Genomic DNA, 26,602 nt, shown 5'->3' on the forward strand with positions numbered 1-26,602 from the left:
CAAGAACCGTTTCGGGGAAGAATTCTTCCCCGAAACAGACGACATTAATGATAATTTTATGAATTTAGCGATGTCCTAAAAAAGGGAAGGCTACAGCTTGACCTTTGAGTATTTCAAAGCTTTTTTGAATGGCTTCACATTTGATTGCCTTATTCAGAACTTCTTTTTTGCAATTCACGCACTCTACTTTTGAAATTTGTACGTTACTCAGTTCTACAATGTTTTTAATCCCAGTTGCAATTGTTACCCGTATGAATTTGCCTTTTTCATTTACATCTCGTGTAACGGATTCTTGTATTTCAGTTAATTTCAAGTATTCAAATTCCCCTGTTTCCCTATCATTGTGTGTTTTTAAAACAACAAAATGCCAGTTCCTATCTTTTTGAATAGACTCAAAAATATCATTTAGCTCGTGTTCAGCTACAGACTTTTCGAATTCAGGAACCATTCTGCCTTCAGGAAACCAGCCTAGGTTTCCTTGGTTTTTCCTTGGGTCCATCGAGTATTCATCTGCAAGATCCCCAAAGTCCTCTCCATTTCTATATCTTCTAAATATTTCTTTTTTAGTACCCTGAATTTTGGAATTGGACATTTTGCCACCATCCAACCATATGTATTTAACCTTGAATTCCTTCTTGGTTTTTTTATTAAGGATTTTATAATAAACATCATTAAACTCCTTTATGCTGTCGATTTCAATATCTTTGATAAATTCTTCAAAACCAGAATCGCTTGTTGTCTGTATGATACGTTTTAGGGAAAAACAAGGATTATTCAATTGAATACTATCCACTTGGTTTTGGGTGCTTATGTTCCGCATTAATAACTTGTAATCAGGGTTTTGACCAAAACAACAGGGCATTACAAAAAGAACAAATATTATATTTTTAAAATTTTTCATATATGAATCGTAAAGGTCTTAGCTATGGCGGAATGAACTATGGACTTTGTTCTACTTAGTCATTTTTCAATTAGCCATAATTTTTAAAGTCAAATCGAAATCATTAAATTTTTCTATAGGAAACATTTCAGAAAATAATTCCTCCTTAACCTTTTTTGTCTCCTTTATATAAGTATCTCTACTCAATACGAAATTACGGGATGTTGAAATTGCTAAAACATGACCTAGCAATTCAAATTCAAAAAAGTTATGATTGTCTAAAAGGTATTTCATTCTGTACCTTTCGTCAAAAATTAATTCTGGTGATTTATTCCATTCCTCTAGCATCATCATGATTCCATTTTTTCTCCTGAAGTATATTAATGGAAAGTCGCCGAGGTTATATCTTGAAAACTCTCTAATGAAATCATATTTTTCATTCAATGCATCTCCTTTTTGCCTTTCTCTTTCTTCTAGATAAACTTTATATATTCCTCGTTTCAACTGTCTAGCCATATTTTTTTGAAAATTTTGCCGAAGACTATATTTAGGTTTAACTCTTACTTTTTTTTGCTTTAGATTAACGTTAAATAGTTCTGATTTAAATCTTGCTAGTGCTTTATTCTTTCCGACCTCATTGCTGGAATCAAGTAAAATCAATCTGGAGATATTAAAAGTCTCTTTTATGACTGTTTCAATAGAAGGAATTCTGTTTTGAATATTTCCAAAATATGAATTGCATTTGTCACAAACATTTTCACATATGTTTTTACCACCTAAAGATTGGGGAATCGTATGTGCTTTATTATTAAATGTAACTTGTGTATCATTCTGTCTACACCAAATGCAAATTTTCATTTATTTTAAAAATTATGTAACATGTTTATATAAATATAAAATACATCCATACACCCCAAATTAAGCATAAAATCGATGATTGGCAGTTGGATTTACGTTTAAAAATCAATCCTTAAAATCAAAAAGTTGGGAAATATCCACTTCCATGGCCATAGCTAAAGTGACCAGTGTTTTTAAAGTTATATTGGTTCTTCCGTTCTCGATTCTGGAAATGGTGGTCTTATCGTAATCGCATATGGAGGCAACATCCAATTGGGATAATTCTTTGCTCTCCCTAACCTCCTTAATCCGGTGACCTAACTTTTTTTGATAGGCAAGTAATATTTCGTTGTTTATTGACATTTATGTCAATATTAGTTTCTATATTCACAGATAGAGTAAACATATATGTCAACTGTATAGCTATGAAAAATTTACCGACAACATCAAATAAAGCGGATAAGCCAAATGCTAACCTAATACAAACCCTAACCCATTTCCTCCACCACAGCACCCACACCCAACTGCAAATCACCTTTGCATCGCTCAACATCTGCAATTCGCAACACGGAAAACTGCTGCAGCGCCTGCCCAGCCGGCAGGGCCGTATCGGGTTTCAAAAATTGTCCCCGCAGCTGCTCCAATTGGATATTATGGACAGTTTGGTGTTCCGGTTTTCCATTCAGTGCCCCATTCATCAACCCGTGAACCTCAGCGATATGGGACCGCTCTCCCTGCCCCGCCCCTTGGACCAAGGCAGCCTATACGTGGATGAAGAAAAATTGGTGCTATCCTTTAGGATAGATGCCCCCGACCCTTTGCTCCGGATACAGGTTACGCATAACTACCAAGGCATATACCGCCTGGAGGAATACTGCACCCCGCTTTGTGGGCATGCCACTAAGGTGTAGTCAGTTGTTGTACTGTGCATCGGAAACGGGCTCCATCCATTCCACGATCCCCTTTTCGGTGTTGGGAATCACATAAATGTGCGACATGCCCTCGTCCTTGGATGCCCCGTGCCAATGCTTGGTATTTGGGGGACATTTTACTACATCGCCCTTGGTAATTATTTCCTTGGGCTGCCCCTCGATCTGATGATAGCCGGTACCATCGATCACGATCAATAGTTGCCCCGCCGGGTGGGAATGCCAATGGCTCCTCGCCCCAGCTTCAAAATACACATTGCCCGCCAAGGTGGTGTAGATAGAATCGGCCTGTACCAAACCATACGGATAGGCGTTGCCGGTAAAAAATTCATCTGGGCCCTTTTGCCCCTTCGGGAAAATGGCATCTTGGGCGTTTCCGGTTACTGCGAAGCACAGTGCGCCCAATAGCGCTATCAAGGTCATTTTTTTCATTGCTATCGTGTTTTAGTTGTTGTTTTTTATCATTCAAACCACCCTTGGCCCAACTTATAGGTTCAACCAATAGGTGAGCTTTAAGTTAATGGAACGGAACCGGGGCGCAAACGTTCCCGTAAAATAATTGTCGTTGTACACCAAAAATAGGTCCGATAAGGGGGCAAAACGCCATTGCAGGCGCGAATTGATGCCAAAATTGTCCCGCTGGTTGCTGTATTGGATCAAGGTGTTCCAAAATATGGACTTGCTAAAAGTGATTTCGGTACGGGCAATGCCCAACCAAATATCGGCATCGTTGTAGGGTTCTGGCAGTCGAATGCCATCGTAATTGACACCAACACTAATGTTGGCCCACGGCTGAAAGCGATAACCCACCTGCCCACCAAAGGAATACTGCTCCCCATTAAAAAACTGTCCGATCGAGGTATTGCCCGAAAAAGTGAACAGTTTGGACGGATTGGATGCGTATTCGGCGTTGTACTGCGTAAAGCTATACCCCCGGTTTCCAGATAGTGGCGTAGCGCCCGGCGTTCGGGTCGGGTCAAAGTCGTTGGTAAGAAAAATATAATCGTGCTGTACGTTATTGGAAAAGGTGGACTGGTTGGTAAAATTGATTTCCCAAGTGGCGCGGTAGAAATAATCGGTGTTCTTAAAATCGAGGTTCACCCTCCAAAAGTTGACGCCCAACAGTTGGAAACTGTGGTTGCTGATCTTGGAATTTCTCGGATAAAACCGTCGTGTTGCCGAAAGGCCATTTTTAAAAATATCGGTTCGTGGCACAAAGCCCAAATCGGCTCGGTACTCTTCATCCACATACACAAAATCGGTTACAAACCGCCAGTCCCTATCGTCGTAGTTCACCCGGGCCTGGGCCGAAAAGTTGCCTTCGCTGTCCCCCGGCTGAAAGGACTTGTGCACAAAGAAATTCCCGGTCCAAATGTTATCTGCCGAAGCCAAATCATAGTCCAGCCCAATGACCCGATTGTAGCGTTCGTTCGGGTTGAGGGATTCATCGGTGTCCAACGTTTGGCGGTTCACCCAAAAAAAGCCCAAATTGGAGCGGGAAAACACTTTCTTTTGAAACGCCAACATCATATTATTGTAGGAAGGAATCCTGTTGGCATCATCTGCGGCCGATTGCAGGTTCAAAAAGCCCAGTCGCCATGTGGAATTGAGTTTTCCGCTCAAACGTACCCCGCCCAACAGTCTATTTTCAATGAGATTGCCCAAGGTATCGCGCACCAAGCCGATACGCCTTGAGAAAAAGGGAATATTGTCCAAGGTGTTCCCGTAGTTGGCAAAAAGGTCGTTGTTGTCGATAAAGAACTGGCGCCGTTCCGGCAATCGTATTTCAAAGCGCGTCAGGTTGGTAAACACATCATCGACCTCCACATTGCTGAAGTCGGGGTTAATGGTGACATCCAAATTCATTCCGTCGCTAACGGCCACTTTCGCATCCACCCCTGTCTTAAAATCCTGTTGGTCGGTATCGGCGGCATAATCCTGCTGCGCCAGCGTATTGATGTAGGGAATCAAGAAAAATGGGCTCCGCGAGCGCCCCAAGGGTCGTTCAAAGTTCAACTGCCCCATGTAGGCCAAACTGGAAAGGGTCTGGTTTTGCGGAATCTGGGTCCATGTGGTCTGTTCGTTGCTTTGGATATTCCAGCGGTAGGCCCGAAAACGCCAAGAGGTGGAACCCTCTATAAATTTTAAGGACGTGAAGGGTATCGCGATTTCCACGGTGTAATGGTCGTTGTACCGTTGTGCTTCGGCCTGCCACTTGATGTCCCAGGTATTGTTGAAATTTTCCCCGCCTTCGGCCACCAAGCCCTCACGCTGAACGCCGTAGGGGGTCACACCAAAAAAGAAGGCCGTGGTCGCATCGCTGAAGGTATCGAAGAGGAAGGAGATGTTATCGTTGGTAGTTCCGCCAAAATCCCGGCGAAGGGACGATACCACGTAATCGCCATTGGCCGCCTCGGCTCGAACGCCCAAATACAGGGTAGTTTCGGAAAAGACCACTTTAAAGGATGTGGCGTGTTTTGCCGGAAGCGAATCGGTTGGGAAGTACTGCACAAAATCGGAACCGGTTTCGGCCATTTCCCAAAAAGCTTCGTCCAATTTACCATCCAACACCACTTCTTCGGTGATGAATTTGGCGCCGATCTGTTTGGTGGTATTTTGGGCAAATCCCGAATACGGAACAAGCATAAAAAGGCCAAAAATCAACCATAATAAGGGGTGCCAGTGCTTCATCATCATCGTTTTTCCAGTGATGTGACCAAAAATACGCTCCGACCCAGTGAAAAATCGTACCAGAATTACAGATGTTCCTACCAATATTACAGATTGTTCACGCCCATTTGAAATACTGGCAATCAATAGCTTATATTTAATGCGTAATTGATAGGGTTAGGACCATGGAAAAGATTTTGCACATACGCACCGTTAACGATTATTTCAAGTGGCGCGATGCCGAATTGTTGCATCCCTTGGTCAGTATTTTGGATTATTCCACGCTAAATCTGGACCAGTATTCCTACAAGGGCTATGAGGGTATCCATTGGGGCTGCTACGGTGTTTTTTTAAAGGATAGCAAGCATTGTAAGATCAAATATGGCGGTAGGGACTATGACTATGACGAGGGGACCTTGGTGTTTGTGGGTGCCGACCAAACCGTACAGCTCACCCAAGATGCCAATTACGTGCCGAAAGGGTATGCGCTGGTGTTCCATCCCGACCTTTTTCTGGGCTCGGACCTTGCCAACAAGATGTCGTCCTACACCTATTTCTCCTATGCCGTAAATGAGGCGCTCCATTTATCCACTAAAGAGCGTAGAATTATTTTGAGCCTGTTGGATAAGATTCAATTTGAATTGGAACAAAACTTGGACAAACACAGTAAAAAGCTCATTGTTTCCAATATTGAGTTGCTGTTGGATTATTGCCTCAGGTTTTATGATCGCCAGTTCTTGACCCGTGAAATTCCACATCAAAATTCCCTGAACAAGTTTGAATCTTTGTTGAGCGACTATTTTACTTCGGGAAAACCTTTAAAATACGGATTGCCCACGGTGGGGTACTTTGCCGACCAATTGCATTTGTCCAGCAATTATTTTGGGGATTTGATCAAAAAAGAGACCGGAAAATCCGCTCAGGAATACATCCAGACCAAACTTATCGATGTAGCCAAGGAGAAGGTCTTCGACCCGAACAAATCGGTAAGCGAAATTGCTTATGAGCTCGGCTTTAAATACCCCCAACATTTTAGCCGCATGTTCAAGCAGCAGGTTGGGCATTCACCCAAAGCGTTCCGCAACTTAAATTAACAGACCTTCAGAGCTGCATCAACCTACAGTCTGTGCGCTCTTTTTACTATTCTTGAATTCGCTTGGGCTTAGGCCGTACTTTTCCTTAAAAATCTTGGAAAAATAGCTCCTACTGGTAAACCCGATGGAGTAGACCACTTCAGAGATGTTCATTTCGGTGGTGGCAATGTAGTCGCGGGCCAGTTCCAATCGCGCATGGCGAATGTACTCCGTCACCGTTTTGTTGTAGAGCAACTTAAAGCCTTCTTGCAGTTTGGCCTGCGTTAGTCCCGTTTCCGCAGAAATGTCTTCCAACGAAAAATCTTGGGAAATGTTCTTCTCTATTTTTTTGACGTAGTTGCGAATGGTCTTCAGCTCCCGCTTTAGCAGACTGGTCTGCGGTCTTTTGTTCAGTACCTCCTTGTTGTGCTGGATCATGTGCATGGACAATATCTGGTACACGTAGCCCTCGATCATCATAATGCGGATCATGCCCTTGGCCTTGATTGCGCGCATCTTGGTGACCACCTCCGCCATTTTAAGGTTGTATGAGCCGTAGTAGGCAAACACCTTTTCGTGGTCGCTATCCAAAAACACCTTGTACAGCTGTTGGTTGAGCTCCTCGCCTTGGTTGAGTCTTTTGCGCAAAAATGGCTTTCGGCGCACTTGGATGACGGTTTGGGAAATTTTGATGTCCTTTGGGAAATATCTATCGGTGATGCCGCCATCCCTGTTGGTCAAAATCACGGATTGAAACTGCTCCATGATTTTGATCTCATCATCGGGCTGGTAGCCAAACTTATGTCCGCAATAACCTTCCAAACAATAGTAAAAACTGATGGGATTAAAGTTGGAGGTGTCCACCTCAATGATCACCTCTTCGGCAAAGGTAATGTCCAGTTCCAACAGGCTTACCCCCCAATCGAAGGTAATAAAACGTATGCTCCCTTCGGCCTTATCGTTGGAAACCTCCAAAACATACTGTCCCCAGCGCTCCTTGATTTCGCCTCCGATTACATCTCTTATCTGCTCCACCGATTCCGCGGTGTCCTGAGCATCCACTTTGATTTTGATCATTAAAATCTCCTACTAATTTGTTTATTCTTGGTCTAAGACTATAAATATAGGGTTTGTTGTCCGTTGGTCAGCCATGGCCGCTTGGCTTTATCATAGTTTTAATAAAAAAATGAAAAGCAATACAAATAATTTGATTTGAGTTAACCATTGCCTGCTTTTTAAATTTACTTGATAACATATTACTGGAGACTATGATTTACAAGCTTTCAAATGACGCAGGAAAAGAGGAGATAGAACAGGAGTTTGGAATTCCTTTCCGATATCCAAACCTATATACCCCAAACCCCATTATTAACGGATTTCACGAAATCAACCTCAGTGTGGTGACCATGGAGAAGCCCAACCGCATCTCATTGGCCATTTGGGGGCTGATGCCGCAGGATTTCAAAGAAGATTGGCATATATTTCAGGACAATGCCAATACCCTCAACGTAAAGGTGAGCGAACTGGAAGACATCGACTGGATGCAGGAATCCTTTGAACAGCGCCGCTGCTTGATCATAGTGACAGGTTTTTATACCCACCTTTTGGAAAACGGAAATACCTGTAGTTTTTACATCCATCAAGCCAACAACAGGCCTTTCTACCTTGCAGGCACCTATAATAGGTTGGACGATGGCTTTTTGTGCACCGCTCTTATGGTAGACAAAACGGATACCTTCCTCACCAAATACCACAACATTAGCAATCTTTGCCCCGTCATCATCCCCAAAGCCATGGCGATGGACTGGCTGAACCAAAAGGCTACCCCATCGGAGCTGGAAGAAATCATCCAAAAGCCAAAAGATGTGAAACTGAAAGCCAAACGGCTATCCAATGAGTTTTTTTTGAACCACATCACTTCCGACACCCAACACGTACCCCTTATCACAAATTCGCAGGACTAACACGGTCCTCTTAAGGGATTACTACCTCTTTTTTAAGGGGCGATGCGATTCCTATTTTGCTTTTGAGTTAACATAAACACCGAAAACGACAAGCTACGGACAAAAGGCAAGCGATATTTGTAATATACTGATTAAGAGTTGATCAGGCTATAATTTAAACACTACTATTATTATGTTACGTTGGACAGTCACCTTTGTTATTTTGGCCATCATAGCGGGTATTTTCGGATTTGGCGGAATCGCCGCCGGAGCTGCAAGCATCGCCAAAATATTATTTTTCATTTTTATTGTCCTGTTTATCATTTCACTGATAACCGGAAGAAAAAGACTATAGAATACCCACAATAATCATTAACCTTAAAACAGAGAACCCATGAAAAAGACGATAAGTGTATTTGCCCTAATGCTAGCTACCGTGCTTACTTTGAGTATGACCAGCTGCAGGGAAACAAAAGAAGATAAGGCCGAAGAGGCCGTAGAAGATGTGAAGGAAGGCGTTGAGGATGCCGCCGAAGAGGTGGAAGACGCAGCGGAAGATGTTGGAGACGACATTGAAGATGCTGCCGAAGAAGTGGAAGACTCCATTGAGGACGCCACTGACGATTCCCAATAGACTTCACAAATTAAAAAGTATAAACTCTGGCAAAGATTTGCCAGAGTTTTTTGTTTGCACCTATTTTATTATAGGGATGGCATGGCTTTACCATAAAACGTTGCTACCTTAGAACATCTAAACACTACCATTTTTTTGAAGACTGTCCTCACCATCCTCTATATCGTAACTTCCGTTTGGGCCATTGGCGCCATTATTTACCACGGAAGAAGGCCTTCCCGTTCCATTAGTTGGGCATTGGCCATTATTACCTTACCCTTTCTTGGGGCACTCCTCTATTACCTTTTTGGTGTGAACCGCAGAAAGTTCCGCTTTTTTAATCCCAAGGAATTTGAAAAACGCAAAAAATACGGATTACCGGAATCTCCCTTAAAAGAGGACCATCGCACCCATTTCGAGAACGACATCAGAAAACAGCGCCTCAGTCGGCTAATCCATTCCAGTTGCAATACCACGGCGACCTCTGGAAACAAAGTTTCCGTGTTGCAGGATGGCGGCGAAACCTTTAATGTGCTGTTCAATGCCATGGAAAAGTCCAAAAGGTTCATCCACATTCAATATTATATTTTGGAACAGGGCCAGCTCTTGGACAAAATGTTGGATTTGTTGAAGCGGAAAATTGATCAGGGGGTGGAGGTACGCATCATTTACGACTCCTTGGGAAGCTATCAATTGCGGGGGCGGCCCAGGAAAAAATTTCAGGATATCGGGGTAAAGATCTACCCCATCATGCCCATCCGATTAACCAACCTGCTGTTCTCCCTCAATTTTAGGAACCATAGGAAAATTGTCATCATCGACAACCAAGTGGCCTTTACGGGGGGCGTGAATGTATCGGACAAATACATCAAACGAGAGGATGGACTGGGCAAATGGAAGGACGTCCACTTGCAATTGGAAGGGCCAGTGGTCAACGACCTGCACATGGTATTTCTAAAGGACTACTTTTTTGCCAGCAACAAGGAAAATTTTCATATCTCCGATTATCTGTTCGAACAGGAACAAATGGACGGAGTTGATGCCCAAGTAGTGGCCGGGGGACCGGATTCCATGTATCCCACCATCATGCACCAGTACATCGGCATGATGAACCAGGCCCAAAAATCCATTTGCATTGCCAATCCCTATTTTGTTCCCGGAGAGGCTTTTTTGGAAAGTTTGAAGATTGTGGCACTGGAAGGTGTAAAAATCCATCTGCTGGTACCCAAAAAATCCGATTCCCAGGCCGCCAAATTTGCGATGTTCTCCCATTTTGAGGAACTGCTGCAAGTGGGCATCGATATTTATTTGCGGGACGACTTTTCGCATAGCAAGATCATGATCGTAGACGACGACTTGGTATCCATCGGTTCCGGAAACTTCGACATACGCAGCTTTGAGCTCAATTATGAAACCAATGTGCTCCTGTACGATAAGAAAATCACCGCCGAAATGGCCCAAGAGTTCCAAAAACTCTGCGATAAAGCTGAGTTGGTCACCTTGGAACGGTTCAAGAACAGGGGCGTATGGCTACGGTTCCTCGAAGGACTCTTCAAATTCTTTAAACCCCTCATTTAATAGCCCAATAGGTATTTGGAGCAAACATTAAATGGTTTACGGCAAGCCAAAATAGGGACAAATCTACCTTTGTGTCCAAATAAACAATGATGAAAAATTTAATCTTACTTTTATTTTTAGCAGGAACAACAGCCATGAGTGCCCAGAGCATCTCAAAGAACGCCTTGGGTGTCCGATTGGGCGATAACGACGGTTTTGGAGGTGAAATCTCCTACCAGCGTTACCTAAAAGCAAACAACAGACTGGAATTTGACCTCGGTTGGAGAGACTCCAACAATGTGGAAGCCTTTAAATTGGTAGGTCTCTATCAATGGGTGATGCCCATAGATGGCGGTTTTAACTGGTACGTAGGTGCCGGTGGTGGTCTTGGTTCCTTTGATGCCGGTGAGAACGATGGAACTTTTGCCCTTGTGGCCGGTGACATCGGTATAGAGTATAATTTTGAAATCCCGCTGCTCATTTCATTGGACATGAGACCGGAACTTGGATTCAACGACAATTATTCCGATGACCTTGACCTTGATATCGCCCTTGGTCTGCGATACCAGTTTTAGGTAAAAAAAGAATCTAAATAAAAAGCTGTCTAAAGAGCGGTATTATTTGAACGTCAGGTTGAGTAGAGCCGAAACCCATTGATTATCAGTGTGCAATAAGTTCTCGACTGCGCTCGAACTGACAGATAACCCGTTCTTTAGACAGCATCTTTTTAAGCCCAGTTCATTTTGAAGAGAAAATTCCTTTCCATTTTTCTTGTATTCATCGCACTATTTTTTGTAATCATTATTTTGAAGGAACCCAAAAACAGTATACCCGACAACATAAAAGATGAAGTAAACATCGCCTTGGAACATTTTCCAGAGCTTGAAGGCATTCCCATAACCTTTAAGTTTAAAAAAAACATCAAAAAATCGGTGATGCAGGCACAGCCTACCTGGAGCGGACTCGTAAAACCGAGAAGCAAGCGAAGCTATGTGATTCTGATCAGCGAACGGTTCAAGATTTCCGGTGAAGAATATAAAACAGTGGATGTGCCCAAAGATGTTTTGATCGGTTGGTTGGGTCATGAGCTCGGCCATGTGATGGATTATCAAGAGCGGGGCAATCTCAATCTTATCGGTTTTGGTATCCGCTATGTGCTTTTAAAAGAGTTTGTGAAGCAAGCGGAGCGTGCCGCAGATTCCTTTGCCGTAGCAAGGGGAATGTCCGAATACATCCTAAAGACGAAACGGTTTATACTCAACAATTCCGACATCGATGAAACGTACAAGACCCGAATCAAACAATATTATCTATCCCCGGATGAAATTATGGAAATGGTCAAACAACAGGATTCGGTCGACAATGGCCTATTATGATTGATTAGCGACAAATTCCTCCCATTCCTTAAAGCGCTCCTCTCCCATAACACGCTCCATTTTTACCTGACCACCTTTCTTTTTGTTGGCCCCGTTCCATTCGGCAAACATTTGTTGGGGCACAAAGGTGACCTTAACGCCTTCCAAAGCTTTGCTTCGGGCTCCCTTGTAGTTTTTATTGGCTTCCTTTAAGTAAGCGTCCAACACGGCCGCAGTTTTTTCCTCATCCAGATTTTTATCGGACCCCAAATACCAGGAATGGTAAAATCCATCGTCAAAGCGTTTGGCGCAAAGTGTGTATTCTGGCACCTTGATATTGAGTTCCTCTTCCAAATGTTTCACAGCATCGTTCAACTTGTTCACCGAAAGCTGGGAACCCACGGTATTCAAGAAGAATTTAGTTCGACCCGTAATTTTGATCTCGGCTCTTTCCACATCCGTAAAGGCTATGGTATCGCCAATAATGTACCTCCATGCGCCGGATACCGTGGAAATGATCAATACATAATCCACCTCCTCCACCACTTTGTCAAGGGTAATGGAAGGCGCATTATCGGTCAACGATCCATCTTGATTGATGTATTCCGGTTCAAAGGGGACAAATTCAAAATAGACCCCATTGTCCGTAATCAATTTCATGGCCGTAGTCTCCGGACGGTTCTGGCAGGCAAAGAACCCTTCGGAAGCCAAATAGGTATCGATAATCTGAATAGGATGGCCCAATAGGGCGTTGAAACTTTTTTCGTAGGGCTCAAAAGCCACTCCTCCGGAAGTATAGGCCTGTAAATTGGGCCAAATTTCATGAATATGCTCCGCATTGTGGTAATCAATGACCTTTTTGAGCATCAATTCCATCCAGGAGGGAATGCCACTAAGGGCGCCAATATCCCAATTTTTCGCGTTTTTGGCAATGGAAAGCACCCGTTCGTCCCAATCATCAATTTGGGCAATCTTGTCCCCGGGCTTGTAGTATTTTTTAAACCAAAATGGAATGTTGCTGGCACTTATGCCGCTAATTTCCCCTTCTTTTTTACCATTGCGTTCCTGCAGGTTGGTGGAGCTGCCCAACATCATGATTTCCTTCTCGAAAAAATCCGCTGGCATATCAAAATTGCTCATGGCGAAAACCTGTTGCCGTCCTGCCCGTGTAATGGAGTCCAACATATCTTTGGTTACTGGAATTCGCTTGGAAGTCTTACCTGTGGTGCCGGAAGACAGCGCAAAAAAATCAGGACTTCCGGGCCAAGTCACATTGGGCTCGCCCTCAATGGTCTTGCTCCACCATTCCTCGGTAATTTTGTTATAGTCGTGGTAAGGAATTTTCTCTGAAAAGGTCTTTTGGATGTCATCGGACGTTAGGATGGTTTCAAAATCGTACTGCCTTCCAAAATCGGTATCCTTAGCTTTTTCCAGCAAATCCCGTAGTACCTTTTTTTGGTCTTCAACAGGGTCTGTTTCCCTACTGAGGGCATCCTTTGCCTCAATAACACCTTTGATAATGTTTCCTATGATTGCCATATGGGTAATTTCTTTATGTAAAATTACCGATATACCTGCATTGGGGTGTTCTCAATCCGTTTTTTGATTGACTGGAAAGATCTTAGAAATGAGCTGTCGCCAAAAGGGATGACACAGGTTCTTGCACAATTCGCGCTTTGGGCTGAACGAGCTTATCCGAAATTTTGGAATAGAGCGGTTCGGGAGTTTCTGGGTGAACGGAAACCTTTCCATTGGAAGCATCAATTTGAATCCCTACCAAAGAAAGGTAATTCATCAGGTGTTCTGCCTCTTTGATGAGTATCTTTACCACCTGAAGGCGGACCGCATATTCCAAATTAATCCTACTTTGGTGGTTGAGGGAAGTTTTGTTTTCCGTATGTTTCCAGATAATTTCCAACTACTTCTTTTGATGCAAAAATAGTCCAAATAATATACAGTTTACAATTACGAAACGTTAAATTAACATACGGCGGGGCTTTAGTGGAGAAAACCTGATTTTTTACACATCCTCCTTTATCTCCAGTATCAGGAAAACAGGTCGCTTCCAGATCATTTTTAGAATTTTTCAACACTTCCCCCACCCATCTTCTTAATGTTTTCATAAATATGAAAATCAAATGGTTGCATAGGCAAAAAGTATAAAACTAACCCTTATATTTAGCCGATTGCGAATAATTTTAAAAACAAAAAATGACCCAGGATTTATTACAACAGGCGGAAGAATTTGAGAAAAGGCCCATGAGCCACATGTCCACCAGCGATAGGGTTAAGGCCTCAAGGGAAGCAAAAAGCTTGATTCTTTCCATTAACGAGATCTACAAAAAGACTAAGGATTCCAAATTAATGGAAATCATGAAGAATATTACGGCCAAGAAGCGTAAAATCGAAAAACGACTTAAAGGTTCGCCCTTGGCTTAACATCTACTTTCAAAAGTATACGGAAGGATGTTTCTCCATCCTGCGATAAACATCCTTCCCAAGATTCCAACCTTCTTCTTCCAATTGACATAACAGTTTGTTTTTCAGCGAAAAGATCCAGCTTTCGCCCAACCATCTTCATGTCAAAATCCATCACTTTTCCATTTACATAACTTTTACCACCAATTATGGTGATATTAGGGCAACCGATATAATTCTACATGGGAATTGGCTTTGTTTTGAATACTTTAGAGGTGTAGTTTTAACTCAACTAAATAAACAAACACGCTGAAAAATGAACACTATAGAAGCAAAGTTGGGATACCTTTTTTGGTACGCCGTAATTGCACTATCCGTCTACTCCCTTTTAAGAAGTATCTACTTTTACATTAGTTAACTATACTAAACACTAACGCATCCCTTAAAATTCATCTGCAGTTAGTTAGTAATGTGTCTTGGGGCTCCTGTTCAGGTGCCCTTTTTTTATTTCCACTCCATTTTGGGCAGCATAACCTCTTTCTTATCATGGGAGCTCTTCATGGTCTGCATCACCTCATCCAAAAAAGAGATGGCCTCAATAATATGCGGGCCTTTGTTCAACATAACGCATTCCGCTTGGACGGAAGAAGCTAAATCGGTAATCTCAGATCTCGACGGCATTCCTTTTTTGGCCAAGCCCTCCAATACTTGTGTGGCCCATACCACAGGAATATGTGCCGCTCCGCAGAACGACAAAATACCTTCCTGTACAGCACCCATATTTTTCCATCCTACTTCAAGGGCCAGGTCGCCACGAGCTATCATAATGCCCAAACGTTTGCGCTGCATTGCAGTAATAAGGATATTAATTAGGTTTTTATAGGCTAAATGGGTCTCTATTTTCAAGATAAGTCCCAACTCATCATTTGCACCCAACTTTTTGAGCTCCAAAAGCAGGTCATTCACATCTTTTTCGTCGTTTACAAAGGAATAGTTGACCATATCCGCATATTGTGTCACAAACCTTAAATCTTCACGATCTTTTTCCGTGAGTCCCGAAATTCCCAAATCCAATGTGGGCAAATTGATTCCTTTCTCCCCTTTCAGTTTTGCTCCACCTGGCTTGGTACGTGTAATTTTTACCACAAAGGAATCCACATGTTTTTGAATAACTTCTCCTTCAATTTTTCCATCATCGAATAAAATAGGGGCTCCCGTTTCGACCCGATCTACGATTATGGCAGGGATGCATCCAATGCTGGCAGGTTGAAGCTGTTTTCCATTTCCATCGAAGGTGGGTAGGGCAACCTCTTTTTCGTTTCTGGTCACGATGAGTTCGTCGCCAGCGTGCACCCGGATATATGGTTCTTTCGGGATATTGCCCTGTTTATGGTCGCGAATAACCATCGGCCCAGTCCTTATTTTGGGACCGGCCAAATCCATGGCTATCGTTACATGGCTGGAATTCTCTTTGGCAGCCCTTCGGACGTGGTCAATTATGGCTTTCCATACGTCGGGGCCATCGTGGGCGCAATTGATGCGGGCACAATCCATCCCATTTTTCACCATTTGGAGCACCAAATCATAGTCTGTTGCCGCTTCCGTGGGTTGTGTCACCATAATACGCACCCTGCGTTCCCTTGTGTTCAGCCCGAATAGTGCTTCCGTGTGCTTCTGTAGCAACAAGGCCCCATCGCCAATGTTCAAAAACTCATTTTTGGTAAGGTCGGGGCTCCTGCCCAACAAGCTATTCACAATGATTTTTAAGTTGAGAAGACTGCCCAGTATATTGCCCTCTGCATTGGCAAGCCGGGTCAGACCCAGTTGTTTGAGGCCCTTTTGCATTTTACGCGCATCAAAACTCCGAAAGGAAGTATAATGGAGCAGATTTCTGGCACTGGCGCTATACATATCGCATACACCCTTGGTCAATCCATGGCCATCCATTTCATGCTGATGGATCCTGTCAATGACGGCATCAATTTGCTCTGCCATTTTTTCCAGTAGTTCCCGAGTAATGCCCATAACGCCATGATTGACCACAAAGATGATCGAGAAACTTGTCAAAAAAGCTGATATCGGTCAGACAATACTAGTTTTGCCAAACGGATTCCATCTTTTTGATGGATTCGATAATGATGGGATGTTGGCTGTCCTCATTCACAATAATCAATGTATCGTAAGGTTCGGTGGGAAATACTTGCTCGGTAATGGACAATAACCCTTCATTTACAAACAGCTCCATAGACGACCAATCCATCAAAACCCTCAAATTCCTGAGCTCCCCCTTCGGGAGCACTATAGGGGCTTTATGGATCCTTGCCCCAAAATCCTTTTGAAAATCAACTTGACCCGACAACCTCCTGTCCACTTGTACGGTATCCAGACCCATCTGGACCTGAAGCACTTCATCCCTATCGTTTTTGAACAGAAGCTTCATATTTTTTGAAGCTGTTTTCAATTGTATTTCGGATTGATGCAGCCCATCAACAACTAAAGTGTCCGAAGTGGCCGCTGGGACTTCCGTTGAGGACAGGAACATATCGGAAGTTAATTTTCCAACGGACGCAATGGGATAATTTGCCAAAACATAGTCGTCTTCAACCTGATGTAAGCTAAGTTTGCGGGGGGCGGTCATGGCACTTCGCCATTTCTGGGTAGGGGTATCCCGTGCATAGTCCCAATTGCTCATCCAACCTATAAAAATTCGGTCCTCGCTCGGCACATTGTTGTAGGTGACGCCGGCATAATTATCGGTTCCATAATCCAGCCATTTAGGTTCTTGCTGCTGCGAAGTAAAGGTTGTTCCGTCAAAATCACCAACAAAATATTGGGTTCCGCTACCACCATTTGGAGCTCTGGGATTGATACTGATGAGCAGCACCCATTTTTCTTCCTCTGAACCCTGTACTGGTAAGGGAAAAAGATCGGGGCATTCCCAAACACCTCCATGGGCGCCCTGTGTTTTTCCAAAATCGCTCATGTACTTCCAATCCTTCAGGTCTTTGGAAGTATAGAATTGCGCATGGTCGCCCGCCACCAATGCCATTATCCAAGATGACGAAGCTTCGTGCCAAAACACCTTGGGATCCCTAAAATCCTTGATTCCTGGGTTTGGTATAACCGGATTGCCATCATACTTGGTCCAAGTGACACCATTATCCAAACTGTAGGCAATGCCCTGTGTTTGGTAGTCTGTTCTACCCTCTTTTTCACCCTCCATGGAATGGTAGGTGAATATGGCCACCAAAGGTGTTTCCCCATTTTTACCGAAACCCGTCGTGTTATTTTTGTCCACCACAGCGCTACCCGAAAAAATAAGTCCATGCTCATCGGGATATAGCGCAATCGGTTTATGCTCCCAATGCACCAAGTCCCTGCTCATCGCATGCCCCCAATGCATGGGTCCCCAGACGATATCATCTGGGTAGTATTGGTAGAATAGATGGTACCAACCGTCATTGTATACCAAGCCGTTAGGGTCATTCATCCATTTTTCCGGTGGTGAAAAATGAAATTGGGGTCGATATGCTTCTTGATATTTCGCATCCTTATCTGTCGGGGTCGATGCCTTCTTTTGTTCCTGCTTGCATGCCACCAGGGCGAGTACCAAAAAGCAACTTATGACTTGTCTATGCATTTTCTAAAATAAATTAACCCGCTCAAGTTAAACAAATTTTAGCGCTCACTGTATGGGTTTTATCTACATTGAGGCAGAACAATTGGACGGAAAACCAACTGTAACCAAAAAATATTTCCCTTTTTCCGAAAGGAACGAACGCAAAAATCTACCTATCTTTAAACAGCGTTTTGCAAACCCCAACTAAATCCATAAAAGTTGAGCAAAAACCTTCTTTTGATCCTTACCCGAAACCCCGAACTTGGCAAGTGCAAGACCCGATTGGCAGCGAAGGTGGGTGATAAAGCGGCTTTGGATATCTACAAATTTTTATTGGACCAAACGGTCGCCTTCACCAAGAATCTAAATGTAGAGAAATGGGTGTACTATTCCGAACAGATTTGGGAACATGATATCTGGGACAGTTCCATCTACCAAAAAAAACTCCAGGTTGGAAAGGATTTGGGCGAGCGCATGATGCATGCCTTTGAAGAGGGATTCCGAGCCGGGTTTGAGAACATCATCATTATTGGAAGTGATATGTTCCATTTAAACCAAAAAGACCTCGAAGAAGCATTTTCCAAACTTGACCACCATGATTTTGTCGTGGGCCCGGCAGAAGACGGCGGCTATTACCTATTGGGTATGAAATCCTTACGAAGGAAGCTGTTCCAAAACAAGGTATGGGGCACAAATATGGTGTTGTCCGATACGCTTTCCGATATCAAAGACGCCGACGTACATCTATTGGAAGAAAAAAATGATGTCGATTATTACGAAGACATTAAAGATATTGAGGCCTTTGCGCCATTTTTAAAACATATACAAGAATGACACAGAAACAGATTGATGAATCCGTTGACTACTTGAAAAAACGTGGTTTCGAAACCCCAGAAATTGGGATTGTACTTGGCACGGGACTTGGGCAGCTCATTGAGAGCATCGAGCATCCCACCGAGGCCCATTACAACCATATCCCCTATTTTCCGTTGGCAACGGTGGAATTTCATACGGGAAAACTCATCTATGGCACTATCGAGGGCAAAAAGGCAGTGGTGATGCAAGGCCGTTTCCATTTGTACGAAGGATACGATTTTTTGGACATTACCTACCCCATTCGCGTGATGCACAGTCTTGGTATACAACAATTGTTTGTGTCCAATGCCGCGGGAGCCATCAACCTCAACTTTAAGAAAGGGGATATCATGCTCATCGAAGATCACATCAACCTTCAAGGAGGGTCGCCATTGGCCTTTAAAAACGTATCCGAATTCGGGAACCGTTTTGTGGATATGAGCGAACCTTACGATTTGGATATGCGCAAAAAAGTGGAGGCCATAGCCAAGCGCGAAAACATTTCGTTGCAAAAAGGGGTATATGCATCGGTGGTGGGCCCGCAACTGGAAACCAAGGCCGAATATCGCATGCTCAAAACCTTGGGTGCAGATGCGGTTGGAATGAGTACCGTTCCCGAAGTAATTGTTGCCAATCATTTACGACTACCCATCGTAGCGGTTTCCGTTTTAACGGATGAATGTGACCCTGATAATTTGCAACCTGTTGAAGTACAGGAAATTTTGAGGGTCGCGGGGCAAACGGAACCCAAAATGATCAAACTATTCAAAGAACTTATCAAAGAACTATGAGCTATTTAGATGCCACCCAGGATTTATATAAGGAAGCAGCTTTGACCCCTGATGTTGGACTTTGCTGCACCACCAACCCCATTTGGCAATTTCCGGGGCTTTCCATTCCCAAAATCATGCAGGAGATGAACTACGGCTGTGGAAGTACCGTTTCTGCACAGGATTTGGTGAACGAACCCAAAATTCTTTATGTGGGAGTTGGCGGTGGTATGGAACTGCTGCAATTCGCTTACTTTTCCAGGCAAAAAGGAGGGGTTACCGGGGTGGATTCCGTGGATGAAATGCTGGAAGCTTCCCGGAAAAATTTCAAATTGGCCGAAGCGGAAAACAATTGGTTCAGAAGTGAATATGTCAATTTAGTGAAGGGAGATGCTCTGCATTTGCCCGTTGAAGATGAGAGTATGGACGTGGCCGCACAGAACTGCTTGTTCAATATCTTTAAAATCGAAGATTTGAAAAAAGCCGTTTCCGAAATGTACCGTGTCCTGAAACCACACGGCAGATTGGTCATGAGCGACCCCATTTGCGAACAGCCCATGAGCGATGAACTCCGTAATGATGACCGATTGAGGGCACAATGCCTAAGCGGAAGCATCCCTTTAAAGTATTACATAAGGGTGTTGACCGATGCAGGCTTTGGCACCATCGAAATCCGTGGTAAGCGGTCGTACAGGGTTTTATCGCCCAACCACTACCCCACTGATGAACTCATCCACATCGAATCCATAGAAATAGCAGCGATCAAAGACCCAATGCCTGAGGATGGACCATGTGTTTTTACCGGAAAAACAGCGATTTATTTTGGCAACGAAGCCTATTTTGACGACCAAAAGGGACACGTATTGCAACAAAACCAACCCTTGGCAGTTTGTGATAAAACGGCTGTCGCCTTGGCCAATGCATCGGATGAAATTTTTATCAGTGAGAGCACCTACCACTATAATGGAGGGGGTTGTTGCTAAATTCTAGAATTTTATACTAATTTTGATATGATGCCCTTAGCTCGGGCAATAACGAATCATACCTCAAGACTTTTTAAAATCGTTTAAAAAAATTGATTGTATGGTACCGCCTGAGTTTATAAATGAGTTAAAGCTTAATGAGCTTCCTGTTCATTTTAAGGACCTACCCTTAAAAAGATTGCCCATTGACCCTGTTTTTGGCAAAAAACTTATGGAACTATCTCCAAGAGGATTGATCGCTCTTGCCGCAGCCATGTCCGAATGGATAATCTGGCGTATTGACAAACATCATGATTTTGAAAGTCAGCCCTTAGTAGAAGCAATGTGGGTGTGCTCCGTCCACCCATCTTATCTGGCTCCTTTTCAACTCGAAAATTGGCCAAAACCATCCGATTCTTTGTGGGATTCACCTCCAAGTAAGGCTTTTTTTAGTGTCCAATATCATTTTCGAAAGGTTATCGAAGGTATGGTTGGATACAGTCACTTTCATGATTTAGCAAATTGGTGTTATAATGTCTTGGAAACTGGGATGTTCAAAAACAAAAAAAATAAACTTGAATCGACAATAGGAAAGGAATTGACAACGACTTTCCATACTTGGTTACACGAAACCATCGATAAAATAGCGGTTCTTTCACCAATTGATGAAATCACCTCCAAATGTCTTATGGAAAGAAATCCTTCCGAAAAATTCCAAAATTCCTTCTCTTGGGGAAATGCAGTTTGCCGAGATGAAATTTATGGTGAGGTTAATAGCCAATTTAATAAAACAAAAGCAATAGATTCACTTTTGAAAATGGCGGCAGGGAATCCTTTTTTGTGCAGTGTTGAAGAACTTAAAGAGAACAAATGCTGGGATTTTACCAAACACAGCATTCCAATGCTTCAAGGTAATCCCTATACGTTCACGGAATAGCCGTGATGGTTACATAAAGGCCAGTAACACCCTACTTTAAAAATAATTTATTGCTTCAATTCTCAAATTCAAGGTCTGCGTAGTCGTTCATGATGCCATTACTGATCATGTTGGCGAACTTTGTTTTATTGGTTTTGAGCGAAATTTTACTTTGGGCTGTTTTGGAGGAACTTTCCAAGGACAACAGGCTTATGGCAGGTAGTATGTTCTTGGCCAAGTAAAGACTGTTTTCATCTTCAAAAATCAAACTGGCCTCATCCACATTGGTATTGGAAACACTATGTTGTTTGAATACATTTTGAATATGGTGTGCAAACCGTTGCCCTTGCTCACTTTTGTTGTAATGGTAAACGGCTACATCCAGCGCGCTTCCTTGGGAAAGGTCGCCGGCACGCAATAAGAGGACACGTTGGTATTTGCCCATGTTTTGAAGGTATCGCTTGTTGATAACCTTCACATACTCCCCCATGATTCCTTTGGAAGCATTTGAATTACTGGGCTCCCCCATTACATATACCTGTGCACCGTGTTCCATCAATTCAGCAGCGAGACGTTTGGCGGTATCTTTGGTAAAGCTGCCATCGCTTTCAACCTTATTTTCAACAATCAGATAGTACACTGCATCCTTCAATTTGTCACTTTTGACCGACATCTGGGAAAGTTCGGCATTAAAAATAGGGGCTTCGGAATCGGCGACCGCTTCGACCAAAACACCCTTCTTTTTAAAGGAATCACTGGCATAGGGCACCTTGTATTCTTCACCTAATTTCAGGGCGCTCCCTTCTTTGATTTTATCGGAATTGAGTTCCAGAAATGTGCCGTAGTGCTTGGCGGGATCTAAGCCCTGTTTCCGTAGCAAGGAAAAAATACCGTCGCCCTGCTCGGCTACCACTTGGTAAAAATTGTTGTCTTGAGCAAAAATGAGTGTGCAGGCCCCTACCCAAAATAGAAGGGATAATCTTAATTTCATTATAACATGTTTTGGGTGGGATGTGCTACAAATATGGCGAAAATTATGAGACAACAGGTCGTTATCCCATTAAAAATTTTGGGGCTTCATTTTCTAATCCCGACTTCGCGATGTTTTTACTTGTGCGTATTGTTCCCGTATCACGGACTCTGCAGGTTTGTTCTGGGGTGTAAAGCGATTGTCATCGGCTCCACCCACTTTTTCGTGTTCCATAAACCATTTCCACACAAAGCCACCGGCGAACCAATCCTCGTTCCAAAATTCGTCAAAAAGCACTTGGGTCGCCCTTGCTTGGGCCTCCAAGTTCACATTCTCTTGGTTCCGGTCTACCAACCAGGGCTTTTTACCGGTAAAATCCATGCTCCGATAGCCAAATTCCGTAAATAAAATAGGACGGTCCTGTTCTTGGGCCAATGCCTTCATCTTATCCTTCCAAGGCTTCCAACCTTCGGTAAGTGTTTCTCTTGTAGGATTTTGCCTTTCACACAATGGAAAATAAGCATTCACCCCTATATAATCCAGTTCCGACCAAAAAGGTGTTTTGGCATATTCATCCCAATTGGCTGCATAAGTGAGCTTTCCATGATATACCTCTTTGATTTTTTGGATGAGTTGACCCCAAAACTCGGGACGTTCATCAATGAAGGTCTTCAATTCCGTGCCCACGCAAAAAATATCGCTTTGGGTTTCTTCGGCCATTTCGGCAAACAACAGTATAAATTTTTCATAGGAAGCCTCAAACGTTTCCCAATCCGCTTCGCTCTTCATATCCAAGTTTCCGGTAAAAGCACCATTGGTAATCCAAATTTGGGGCTTCACCATCACCATTACCCCATTCCGATGCAGTTGTTCGATATACTGTTTTGCACCATCCCTTCGTTCACCAAACCATTGTCGGTCCGAATTAAAAAACAATTCAGCTGATTTTTCGCCATTGATAAAACCAAAGGGCATAATGGCCGCATAGTTGGCATGGACATCCAAAACAGGGGCGATATGCCGTTCCGAAACCTCCTCACGGGAAGCCACAAAACTTACACCGTTCACCTTTTGAAACTTGCTACTGGCGCAAGAGGAAAGGACTAGGACCCCTAAAAAAATCAGTTTTTTCATAATGATATCCAACCCTCTAAAATAATCATTTTAAAACAGCATTCAGCTCCATTATTCTTATTAAATTTCATCTTGTTGTTAAGTTCTTAACAAAAAACACGACACATCAAACAATCAAACCTAACCCATGGAGCACGTTGTCATTATCGGAAATGGAATATCAGGCGTTACTGCTGCTAGGCATATCCGCAAACTTTCCGATAAAAAAATCACCATCATTTCGGCCGAGTCCGAATACTTTTTTTCGAGGACGGCCTTGATGTACGTGTACATGGGCCATATGAAGTTTGAGCATACCCAACCCTACGAAAACCACTTCTGGAAAAAGAACAACATCGAATTGGTGCATGGATATGTTGCCAAAGTAGATACCGAACAAAAGCTGCTTTATCTAGCGGACAAATCGTCGCTCAATTACGATAAGTTGGTTATTGCCACAGGATCAAAACCCAACAAATTTGGATGGCCCGGGCAAGATTTGGATGGTGTGCAGGGACTTTATTCCAAACAGGATTTGGAACTCTTGGAAGAAAACGCACCCAACAATAAGGTTTGTAAACGAGCTGTAATCGTAGGCGGCGGACTTATCGGCATCGAACTGGCCGAGATGCTACGAACGCGAGATATTCCCGTTACGTTTTTAGTACGTGAAAAAAGCTTTTGGAACAGTGTTTTGCCCTCTGGGGAATCTGAAATGATCAACGAACATATTCGGGAGCACCATATTGATCTGCGATTGGGCACATCACTTCAAGAAATCTGCCCCGATGCAAATGGAAGGGTGAAATCCGTGACCTTGGCGGAAACGGGTGAAGAAATTGAGTGCAATCTGGTAGGATTGACGGCGGGTGTAACCCCCAATATAGATTTTCTGAAAGATTCTGGGATTGCATTGGGGCGAGGCGTAAAAGTCAATCGCTTTTTGGAAACCAACGCGAAAGATGTGTACGCCATTGGCGACTGTGCCGAACAGCATGAGGCCATTGGAAATCGCAGACCCATTGAGGCAGTGTGGTACACGGGACGGATGATGGGCGAGACCCTTGCCCAAACCATTTGCGGCAATCGGATGGCATACAACCCCGGACATTGGTTCAACTCCGCCAAATTCTTGGATATTGAATACCAAACCTATGGTTGGGTGTTTTCGGAAAGAAACAAAAAAGAAAACGAAGTCCATTTTCATTGGAGACATCCCAACGAAAAAATCTGTATCACCATAGCGTTTGATAGGGAGTCCGAAACACTATTGGGCATCAACACCTTTGGGATTCGTCTACGGCATCAAGTATTCGATCAATGGCTCAGCGAGCAACGATCCATTGATTTTGTGATGGAGCATTTGGTGGATGCCAATTTTGATCCTGAATTCTATAAAAACTTCGAAGCGCAGATTGTATCAAAATACAATGCTGATTTTGGAAAATCCATCAGCCTGAAAAAGAAAAACCTAAAACGCATCTTTAAAATTGCCTAAACCAAGATTATGAGCACGTACAACAAAAGCATGGCACTAACGGGGGAACCACCAAAAAGTTTGAGCCTGAATCAAAAAATGGCTGTTTTTCTGGGCACTTCGGGATTGGGGATTTTACTGTTGGCCGTTTTCAATGTAAGCTTTCCAAACAAGACCCTTTGGCTCACCTTGTCGCTTCTGGCCATCACCATCGGGATTATCTGGTTCTCTTGGGATGCCTATTCCAAAAAACTTCCTGGTATTAAAAACGACGGGGTCTGGTTCAAATCCATTTCCAGTCGTGGTCTATGGGGGTGGATTGCTGGCTTGGCATTGACAGGCTTTTATATCGTACTCTATTTTTATCCCGAATATCTTGGCTTGGTAAGCGATGGCGAAAACAAGGGTGTCATCGCCCTTTTTGACCCACTAAGCCAATTGTTGAGCGGCAATCCGGCCAGTCAGTGGTTTGTGTATGGGACCCTTTACACCGTGGCCATTTTGGCCTTTGGCATTAAGTTCCTTTGGAAATACCGCCATAACCGGTATGAAAGGCTGCGTACTATTAGCGTGATGTTCTTTCAAACCGCCTTTGCATTCATCATCCCAGAATTGATGGCACGTTTGAACGGGGACAAGATTCTGAACGGAGGAAGCCTACCTTATTACGACTTAAAAAATATTTGGCCACTGAACTATTACAATTTTGAAGGATATCGTATCAAAATGTTTTTGAGCTCTGGCGAAATCGGTTTTGCACTATTGATTTTTGGTATTCTTTCCATTTTTGTGATTACCCCTATCCTAACCTACAAATATGGAAAAAGATGGTACTGCTCGTGGGTCTGCGGTTGCGGGGGATTGGCCGAAACAGCTGGCGATTCCTTTAGGCAGTTGAGCGACAAATCCACCTTTGCATGGAAAGTAGAGCGATGGGTGGTGCACAGCGTCGTGGTTTTTGTAACCTTGATGACCACCGCCGTTATCTACTCCTATTTGGGAACGGACACCAGCAAATATTGGTTGACCAAAAGTACTTTTTTGATTGGCGTAGCTGTGTTGCTGACCTTGGTTTTCGGTTGGGCCATGATTTTTAAACGGGACCAACTTCAAAAAGATGCCCAATATGGGGCTATCGGTTACTTCGTGATTATCTTGGCATTGATCGGGTTCCACTTTTTCAGTGGTGACGGGGAAGTATTTTTGTTCAAATCAGGTACCCTACGTAAATCCTACTCTTTTTTGATCGGCAGTATTTTCTCTGGTGTTATCGGAACGGGTTTTTATCCCATTTTTGGCAGTAGGGTTTGGTGCAGGTTTGGATGTCCCATGGCAGCCATTTTGGGCTTTCAGCAAAGGTTGTTTTCCCGGTTTAGGATTACTACCAATGGCGGTCAGTGCATCTCCTGTGGCAACTGTTCGGTGTACTGCGAAATGGGAATCGATGTGCGGGCCTATGCCCAAAAAGGGGAGAACATCGTCCGATCAAGCTGTGTGGGATGCGGAATCTGTTCGGCAGTTTGTCCACGTGGCGTGCTTAAATTGGAGAATGGTCCATTGGAGGGAAGAATCGACAGCAATCAGGTGTTGTTGGGCAACGATGTAGACCTCATGACCTTGGTAAACAAAAAGTAAGATTACTTTC

The 26,602-nt window shown here is 43.4% G+C and carries 28 protein-coding genes; 15 read left to right on the top strand and 13 right to left on the bottom strand.

Annotated elements, in window-relative coordinates; all coding sequences use genetic code 11:
• Positions 1–64: 64 nt before the first annotated feature.
• From GGE08_RS00005 to GGE08_RS00015, 3 genes are all read right to left on the bottom strand, one after another.
• Complete coding sequence (locus GGE08_RS00005; protein ID WP_179382870.1) at positions 65–901, bottom strand: peptidylprolyl isomerase; 837 nt, start codon at positions 899–901, stop codon at positions 65–67.
• A gap of 66 nt (positions 902–967) precedes the next feature.
• On the bottom strand, positions 968–1,738 hold the full coding sequence (locus tag GGE08_RS00010; RefSeq protein ID WP_179382871.1) for an HNH endonuclease: 771 nt from the start codon (positions 1,736–1,738) through the stop codon (positions 968–970).
• A gap of 105 nt (positions 1,739–1,843) precedes the next feature.
• Positions 1,844–2,080, bottom strand: coding sequence for a helix-turn-helix domain-containing protein (locus GGE08_RS00015; RefSeq protein WP_179382872.1), 237 nt, complete (start codon positions 2,078–2,080; stop codon positions 1,844–1,846).
• A 62-nt stretch (positions 2,081–2,142) separates the two neighbouring features.
• Here GGE08_RS00015 and GGE08_RS00020 point away from each other — a divergent pair, with 62 nt between their 5' ends.
• Positions 2,143–2,628, top strand: coding sequence for a hypothetical protein (locus GGE08_RS00020; RefSeq protein WP_179382873.1), 486 nt, complete (start codon positions 2,143–2,145; stop codon positions 2,626–2,628).
• On the opposite strand, the gene GGE08_RS00025 is transcribed toward GGE08_RS00020, so the two are convergent.
• Positions 2,629–3,078: a cupin domain-containing protein gene (locus GGE08_RS00025; RefSeq protein ID WP_179382874.1), complete on the bottom strand. Its 450-nt coding sequence runs from the start codon at positions 3,076–3,078 to the stop codon at positions 2,629–2,631.
• 54 nt (positions 3,079–3,132) lie between these two features.
• Positions 3,133–5,337: a DUF5916 domain-containing protein gene (locus tag GGE08_RS00030; protein WP_179382875.1), complete on the bottom strand. Its 2,205-nt coding sequence runs from the start codon at positions 5,335–5,337 to the stop codon at positions 3,133–3,135.
• Between the two features lie 164 nt (positions 5,338–5,501).
• Here GGE08_RS00030 and GGE08_RS00035 point away from each other — a divergent pair, with 164 nt between their 5' ends.
• Positions 5,502–6,410, top strand: a complete 909-nt coding sequence (locus GGE08_RS00035) for an AraC family transcriptional regulator (protein WP_179382876.1) — start codon at positions 5,502–5,504, stop codon at positions 6,408–6,410.
• Positions 6,411–6,428: 18 nt separating this feature from the next.
• Here the strand turns inward: GGE08_RS00035 and GGE08_RS00040 are convergent, their stop codons facing one another.
• Positions 6,429–7,466 carry an AraC family transcriptional regulator gene (locus GGE08_RS00040; RefSeq protein WP_179382877.1) on the bottom strand — a complete coding sequence of 346 codons (1,038 nt, stop codon included), beginning with the start codon at positions 7,464–7,466 and terminating at the stop codon, positions 6,429–6,431.
• A 191-nt stretch (positions 7,467–7,657) separates the two neighbouring features.
• Here GGE08_RS00040 and GGE08_RS00045 point away from each other — a divergent pair, with 191 nt between their 5' ends.
• The 6 genes from GGE08_RS00045 (at position 7,658) to GGE08_RS00070 (ending at position 11,878) form a co-directional block, all read left to right on the top strand.
• Positions 7,658–8,353, top strand: coding sequence for an SOS response-associated peptidase (locus GGE08_RS00045; RefSeq protein WP_179382878.1), 696 nt, complete (start codon positions 7,658–7,660; stop codon positions 8,351–8,353).
• A gap of 172 nt (positions 8,354–8,525) precedes the next feature.
• Positions 8,526–8,687 (top strand): DUF1328 family protein, encoded by a 162-nt coding sequence (locus GGE08_RS00050; RefSeq protein WP_179382879.1) that lies wholly within the window; start codon positions 8,526–8,528, stop codon positions 8,685–8,687.
• A gap of 39 nt (positions 8,688–8,726) precedes the next feature.
• Positions 8,727–8,966, top strand: a complete 240-nt coding sequence (locus GGE08_RS00055) for a hypothetical protein (RefSeq protein ID WP_179382880.1) — start codon at positions 8,727–8,729, stop codon at positions 8,964–8,966.
• A gap of 135 nt (positions 8,967–9,101) precedes the next feature.
• Positions 9,102–10,523: a cardiolipin synthase gene (cls, locus tag GGE08_RS00060; protein ID WP_179382881.1), complete on the top strand. Its 1,422-nt coding sequence runs from the start codon at positions 9,102–9,104 to the stop codon at positions 10,521–10,523.
• An 89-nt stretch (positions 10,524–10,612) separates the two neighbouring features.
• Positions 10,613–11,077 carry a hypothetical protein gene (locus tag GGE08_RS00065; protein WP_179382882.1) on the top strand — a complete coding sequence of 155 codons (465 nt, stop codon included), beginning with the start codon at positions 10,613–10,615 and terminating at the stop codon, positions 11,075–11,077.
• Positions 11,078–11,245: 168 nt separating this feature from the next.
• Complete coding sequence (locus GGE08_RS00070) at positions 11,246–11,878, top strand: hypothetical protein (RefSeq protein WP_179382883.1); 633 nt, start codon at positions 11,246–11,248, stop codon at positions 11,876–11,878.
• Here GGE08_RS00070 and GGE08_RS00075 read toward each other — a convergent pair.
• The 3 genes from GGE08_RS00075 to GGE08_RS00085 form a co-directional block, all read right to left on the bottom strand.
• Positions 11,873–13,396 (bottom strand): GH3 auxin-responsive promoter family protein, encoded by a 1,524-nt coding sequence (locus tag GGE08_RS00075; RefSeq protein ID WP_179382884.1) that lies wholly within the window; start codon positions 13,394–13,396, stop codon positions 11,873–11,875. The two genes, GGE08_RS00070 and GGE08_RS00075, sit on opposite strands and share 6 nt — an antisense overlap.
• An 82-nt stretch (positions 13,397–13,478) precedes the next feature.
• Positions 13,479–13,712: a hypothetical protein gene (locus GGE08_RS00080; RefSeq protein WP_179382885.1), complete on the bottom strand. Its 234-nt coding sequence runs from the start codon at positions 13,710–13,712 to the stop codon at positions 13,479–13,481.
• A 7-nt stretch (positions 13,713–13,719) separates the two neighbouring features.
• The gene (locus tag GGE08_RS00085; protein ID WP_179382886.1) at positions 13,720–13,980 is read right to left on the bottom strand and encodes a hypothetical protein; all 261 of its coding nucleotides are present in this window, start codon (positions 13,978–13,980) and stop codon (positions 13,720–13,722) included.
• 88 nt (positions 13,981–14,068) lie between these two features.
• On the opposite strand from GGE08_RS00085, the gene GGE08_RS00090 reads away from it, so the two are divergent.
• Complete coding sequence (locus GGE08_RS00090) at positions 14,069–14,296, top strand: hypothetical protein (RefSeq protein ID WP_179382887.1); 228 nt, start codon at positions 14,069–14,071, stop codon at positions 14,294–14,296.
• Between the two features lie 483 nt (positions 14,297–14,779).
• On the opposite strand, the gene GGE08_RS00095 is transcribed toward GGE08_RS00090, so the two are convergent.
• Both GGE08_RS00095 and GGE08_RS00100 read right to left on the bottom strand, forming a co-directional pair.
• A complete protein-coding gene (locus GGE08_RS00095; protein ID WP_179382888.1) occupies positions 14,780–16,300 on the bottom strand; it encodes a pyruvate kinase in 1,521 nt (506 codons plus the stop codon).
• A gap of 67 nt (positions 16,301–16,367) precedes the next feature.
• Entirely contained in the window at positions 16,368–17,915 is a 1,548-nt protein-coding gene (locus GGE08_RS00100; protein ID WP_179382889.1) for a glycoside hydrolase family 32 protein, read from the bottom strand.
• A gap of 198 nt (positions 17,916–18,113) precedes the next feature.
• Between GGE08_RS00100 and GGE08_RS00105 the strand changes: the two genes are divergently transcribed.
• From GGE08_RS00105 to GGE08_RS00120, 4 genes are all read left to right on the top strand, one after another.
• On the top strand, positions 18,114–18,728 hold the full coding sequence (locus GGE08_RS00105) for a TIGR04282 family arsenosugar biosynthesis glycosyltransferase (RefSeq protein WP_179382890.1): 615 nt from the start codon (positions 18,114–18,116) through the stop codon (positions 18,726–18,728).
• Positions 18,725–19,540 (top strand): purine-nucleoside phosphorylase, encoded by an 816-nt coding sequence (locus GGE08_RS00110; protein ID WP_179382891.1) that lies wholly within the window; start codon positions 18,725–18,727, stop codon positions 19,538–19,540. Before GGE08_RS00105 ends, GGE08_RS00110 begins: the two co-directional genes overlap by 4 nt.
• Positions 19,537–20,502: an arsenosugar biosynthesis arsenite methyltransferase ArsM gene (arsM, locus tag GGE08_RS00115; RefSeq protein WP_179382892.1), complete on the top strand. Its 966-nt coding sequence runs from the start codon at positions 19,537–19,539 to the stop codon at positions 20,500–20,502. The genes GGE08_RS00110 and arsM overlap by 4 nt, the downstream gene beginning before the upstream one ends.
• A gap of 100 nt (positions 20,503–20,602) precedes the next feature.
• A complete protein-coding gene (locus GGE08_RS00120; protein WP_179382893.1) occupies positions 20,603–21,418 on the top strand; it encodes a hypothetical protein in 816 nt (271 codons plus the stop codon).
• A gap of 55 nt (positions 21,419–21,473) precedes the next feature.
• Here GGE08_RS00120 and GGE08_RS00125 read toward each other — a convergent pair whose 3' ends face one another.
• Positions 21,474–22,388: an N-acetylmuramoyl-L-alanine amidase gene (locus tag GGE08_RS00125; protein ID WP_179382894.1), complete on the bottom strand. Its 915-nt coding sequence runs from the start codon at positions 22,386–22,388 to the stop codon at positions 21,474–21,476.
• Between the two features lie 93 nt (positions 22,389–22,481).
• Entirely contained in the window at positions 22,482–23,501 is a 1,020-nt protein-coding gene (locus GGE08_RS00130; RefSeq protein WP_179382895.1) for a glycoside hydrolase family 113, read from the bottom strand.
• Between the two features lie 127 nt (positions 23,502–23,628).
• Here GGE08_RS00130 and GGE08_RS00135 point away from each other — a divergent pair, with 127 nt between their 5' ends.
• Together GGE08_RS00135 and GGE08_RS00140 are read left to right on the top strand one after the other, a co-directional pair.
• Positions 23,629–24,978: an NAD(P)/FAD-dependent oxidoreductase gene (locus GGE08_RS00135; RefSeq protein WP_179382896.1), complete on the top strand. Its 1,350-nt coding sequence runs from the start codon at positions 23,629–23,631 to the stop codon at positions 24,976–24,978.
• A gap of 9 nt (positions 24,979–24,987) precedes the next feature.
• Positions 24,988–26,592, top strand: a complete 1,605-nt coding sequence (locus tag GGE08_RS00140; protein ID WP_179382897.1) for a 4Fe-4S dicluster domain-containing protein — start codon at positions 24,988–24,990, stop codon at positions 26,590–26,592.
• Positions 26,593–26,602: the final 10 nt, after the last annotated feature.

Origin of the sequence: Allomuricauda sp. ARW1Y1 (genome assembly GCF_013407935.1) — a bacterium.
Taxonomy (GTDB): Bacteria; Bacteroidota; Bacteroidia; order Flavobacteriales; family Flavobacteriaceae; genus Flagellimonas.

Coding starts and splice junctions, on each gene's coding strand:
- GGE08_RS00020 (WP_179382873.1), top strand. CDS start 2,143: ATGAAAAATTTACCGACAACATCAAATAAAGCGGATAAGCCAAATGCT.
- GGE08_RS00125 (WP_179382894.1), bottom strand. CDS start 22,388: ATGAAATTAAGATTATCCCTTCTATTTTGGGTAGGGGCCTGCACACTC.
- GGE08_RS00100 (WP_179382889.1), bottom strand. CDS start 17,915: ATGCATAGACAAGTCATAAGTTGCTTTTTGGTACTCGCCCTGGTGGCA.
- GGE08_RS00005 (WP_179382870.1), bottom strand. CDS start 901: ATGAAAAATTTTAAAAATATAATATTTGTTCTTTTTGTAATGCCCTGT.
- GGE08_RS00110 (WP_179382891.1), top strand. CDS start 18,725: ATGACACAGAAACAGATTGATGAATCCGTTGACTACTTGAAAAAACGT.
- GGE08_RS00045 (WP_179382878.1), top strand. CDS start 7,658: ATGATTTACAAGCTTTCAAATGACGCAGGAAAAGAGGAGATAGAACAG.
- GGE08_RS00040 (WP_179382877.1), bottom strand. CDS start 7,466: ATGATCAAAATCAAAGTGGATGCTCAGGACACCGCGGAATCGGTGGAG.
- GGE08_RS00015 (WP_179382872.1), bottom strand. CDS start 2,080: ATGTCAATAAACAACGAAATATTACTTGCCTATCAAAAAAAGTTAGGT.
- GGE08_RS00010 (WP_179382871.1), bottom strand. CDS start 1,738: ATGAAAATTTGCATTTGGTGTAGACAGAATGATACACAAGTTACATTT.
- GGE08_RS00090 (WP_179382887.1), top strand. CDS start 14,069: ATGACCCAGGATTTATTACAACAGGCGGAAGAATTTGAGAAAAGGCCC.
- GGE08_RS00065 (WP_179382882.1), top strand. CDS start 10,613: ATGAAAAATTTAATCTTACTTTTATTTTTAGCAGGAACAACAGCCATG.
- GGE08_RS00140 (WP_179382897.1), top strand. CDS start 24,988: ATGAGCACGTACAACAAAAGCATGGCACTAACGGGGGAACCACCAAAA.
- GGE08_RS00035 (WP_179382876.1), top strand. CDS start 5,502: ATGGAAAAGATTTTGCACATACGCACCGTTAACGATTATTTCAAGTGG.
- GGE08_RS00075 (WP_179382884.1), bottom strand. CDS start 13,396: ATGGCAATCATAGGAAACATTATCAAAGGTGTTATTGAGGCAAAGGAT.
- GGE08_RS00030 (WP_179382875.1), bottom strand. CDS start 5,337: ATGAAGCACTGGCACCCCTTATTATGGTTGATTTTTGGCCTTTTTATG.
- GGE08_RS00025 (WP_179382874.1), bottom strand. CDS start 3,078: ATGAAAAAAATGACCTTGATAGCGCTATTGGGCGCACTGTGCTTCGCA.
- GGE08_RS00095 (WP_179382888.1), bottom strand. CDS start 16,300: ATGGGCATTACTCGGGAACTACTGGAAAAAATGGCAGAGCAAATTGAT.
- GGE08_RS00135 (WP_179382896.1), top strand. CDS start 23,629: ATGGAGCACGTTGTCATTATCGGAAATGGAATATCAGGCGTTACTGCT.
- GGE08_RS00050 (WP_179382879.1), top strand. CDS start 8,526: ATGTTACGTTGGACAGTCACCTTTGTTATTTTGGCCATCATAGCGGGT.
- GGE08_RS00130 (WP_179382895.1), bottom strand. CDS start 23,501: ATGAAAAAACTGATTTTTTTAGGGGTCCTAGTCCTTTCCTCTTGCGCC.
- arsM (WP_179382892.1), top strand. CDS start 19,537: ATGAGCTATTTAGATGCCACCCAGGATTTATATAAGGAAGCAGCTTTG.
- GGE08_RS00055 (WP_179382880.1), top strand. CDS start 8,727: ATGAAAAAGACGATAAGTGTATTTGCCCTAATGCTAGCTACCGTGCTT.
- GGE08_RS00120 (WP_179382893.1), top strand. CDS start 20,603: ATGGTACCGCCTGAGTTTATAAATGAGTTAAAGCTTAATGAGCTTCCT.
- GGE08_RS00085 (WP_179382886.1), bottom strand. CDS start 13,980: ATGAAAACATTAAGAAGATGGGTGGGGGAAGTGTTGAAAAATTCTAAA.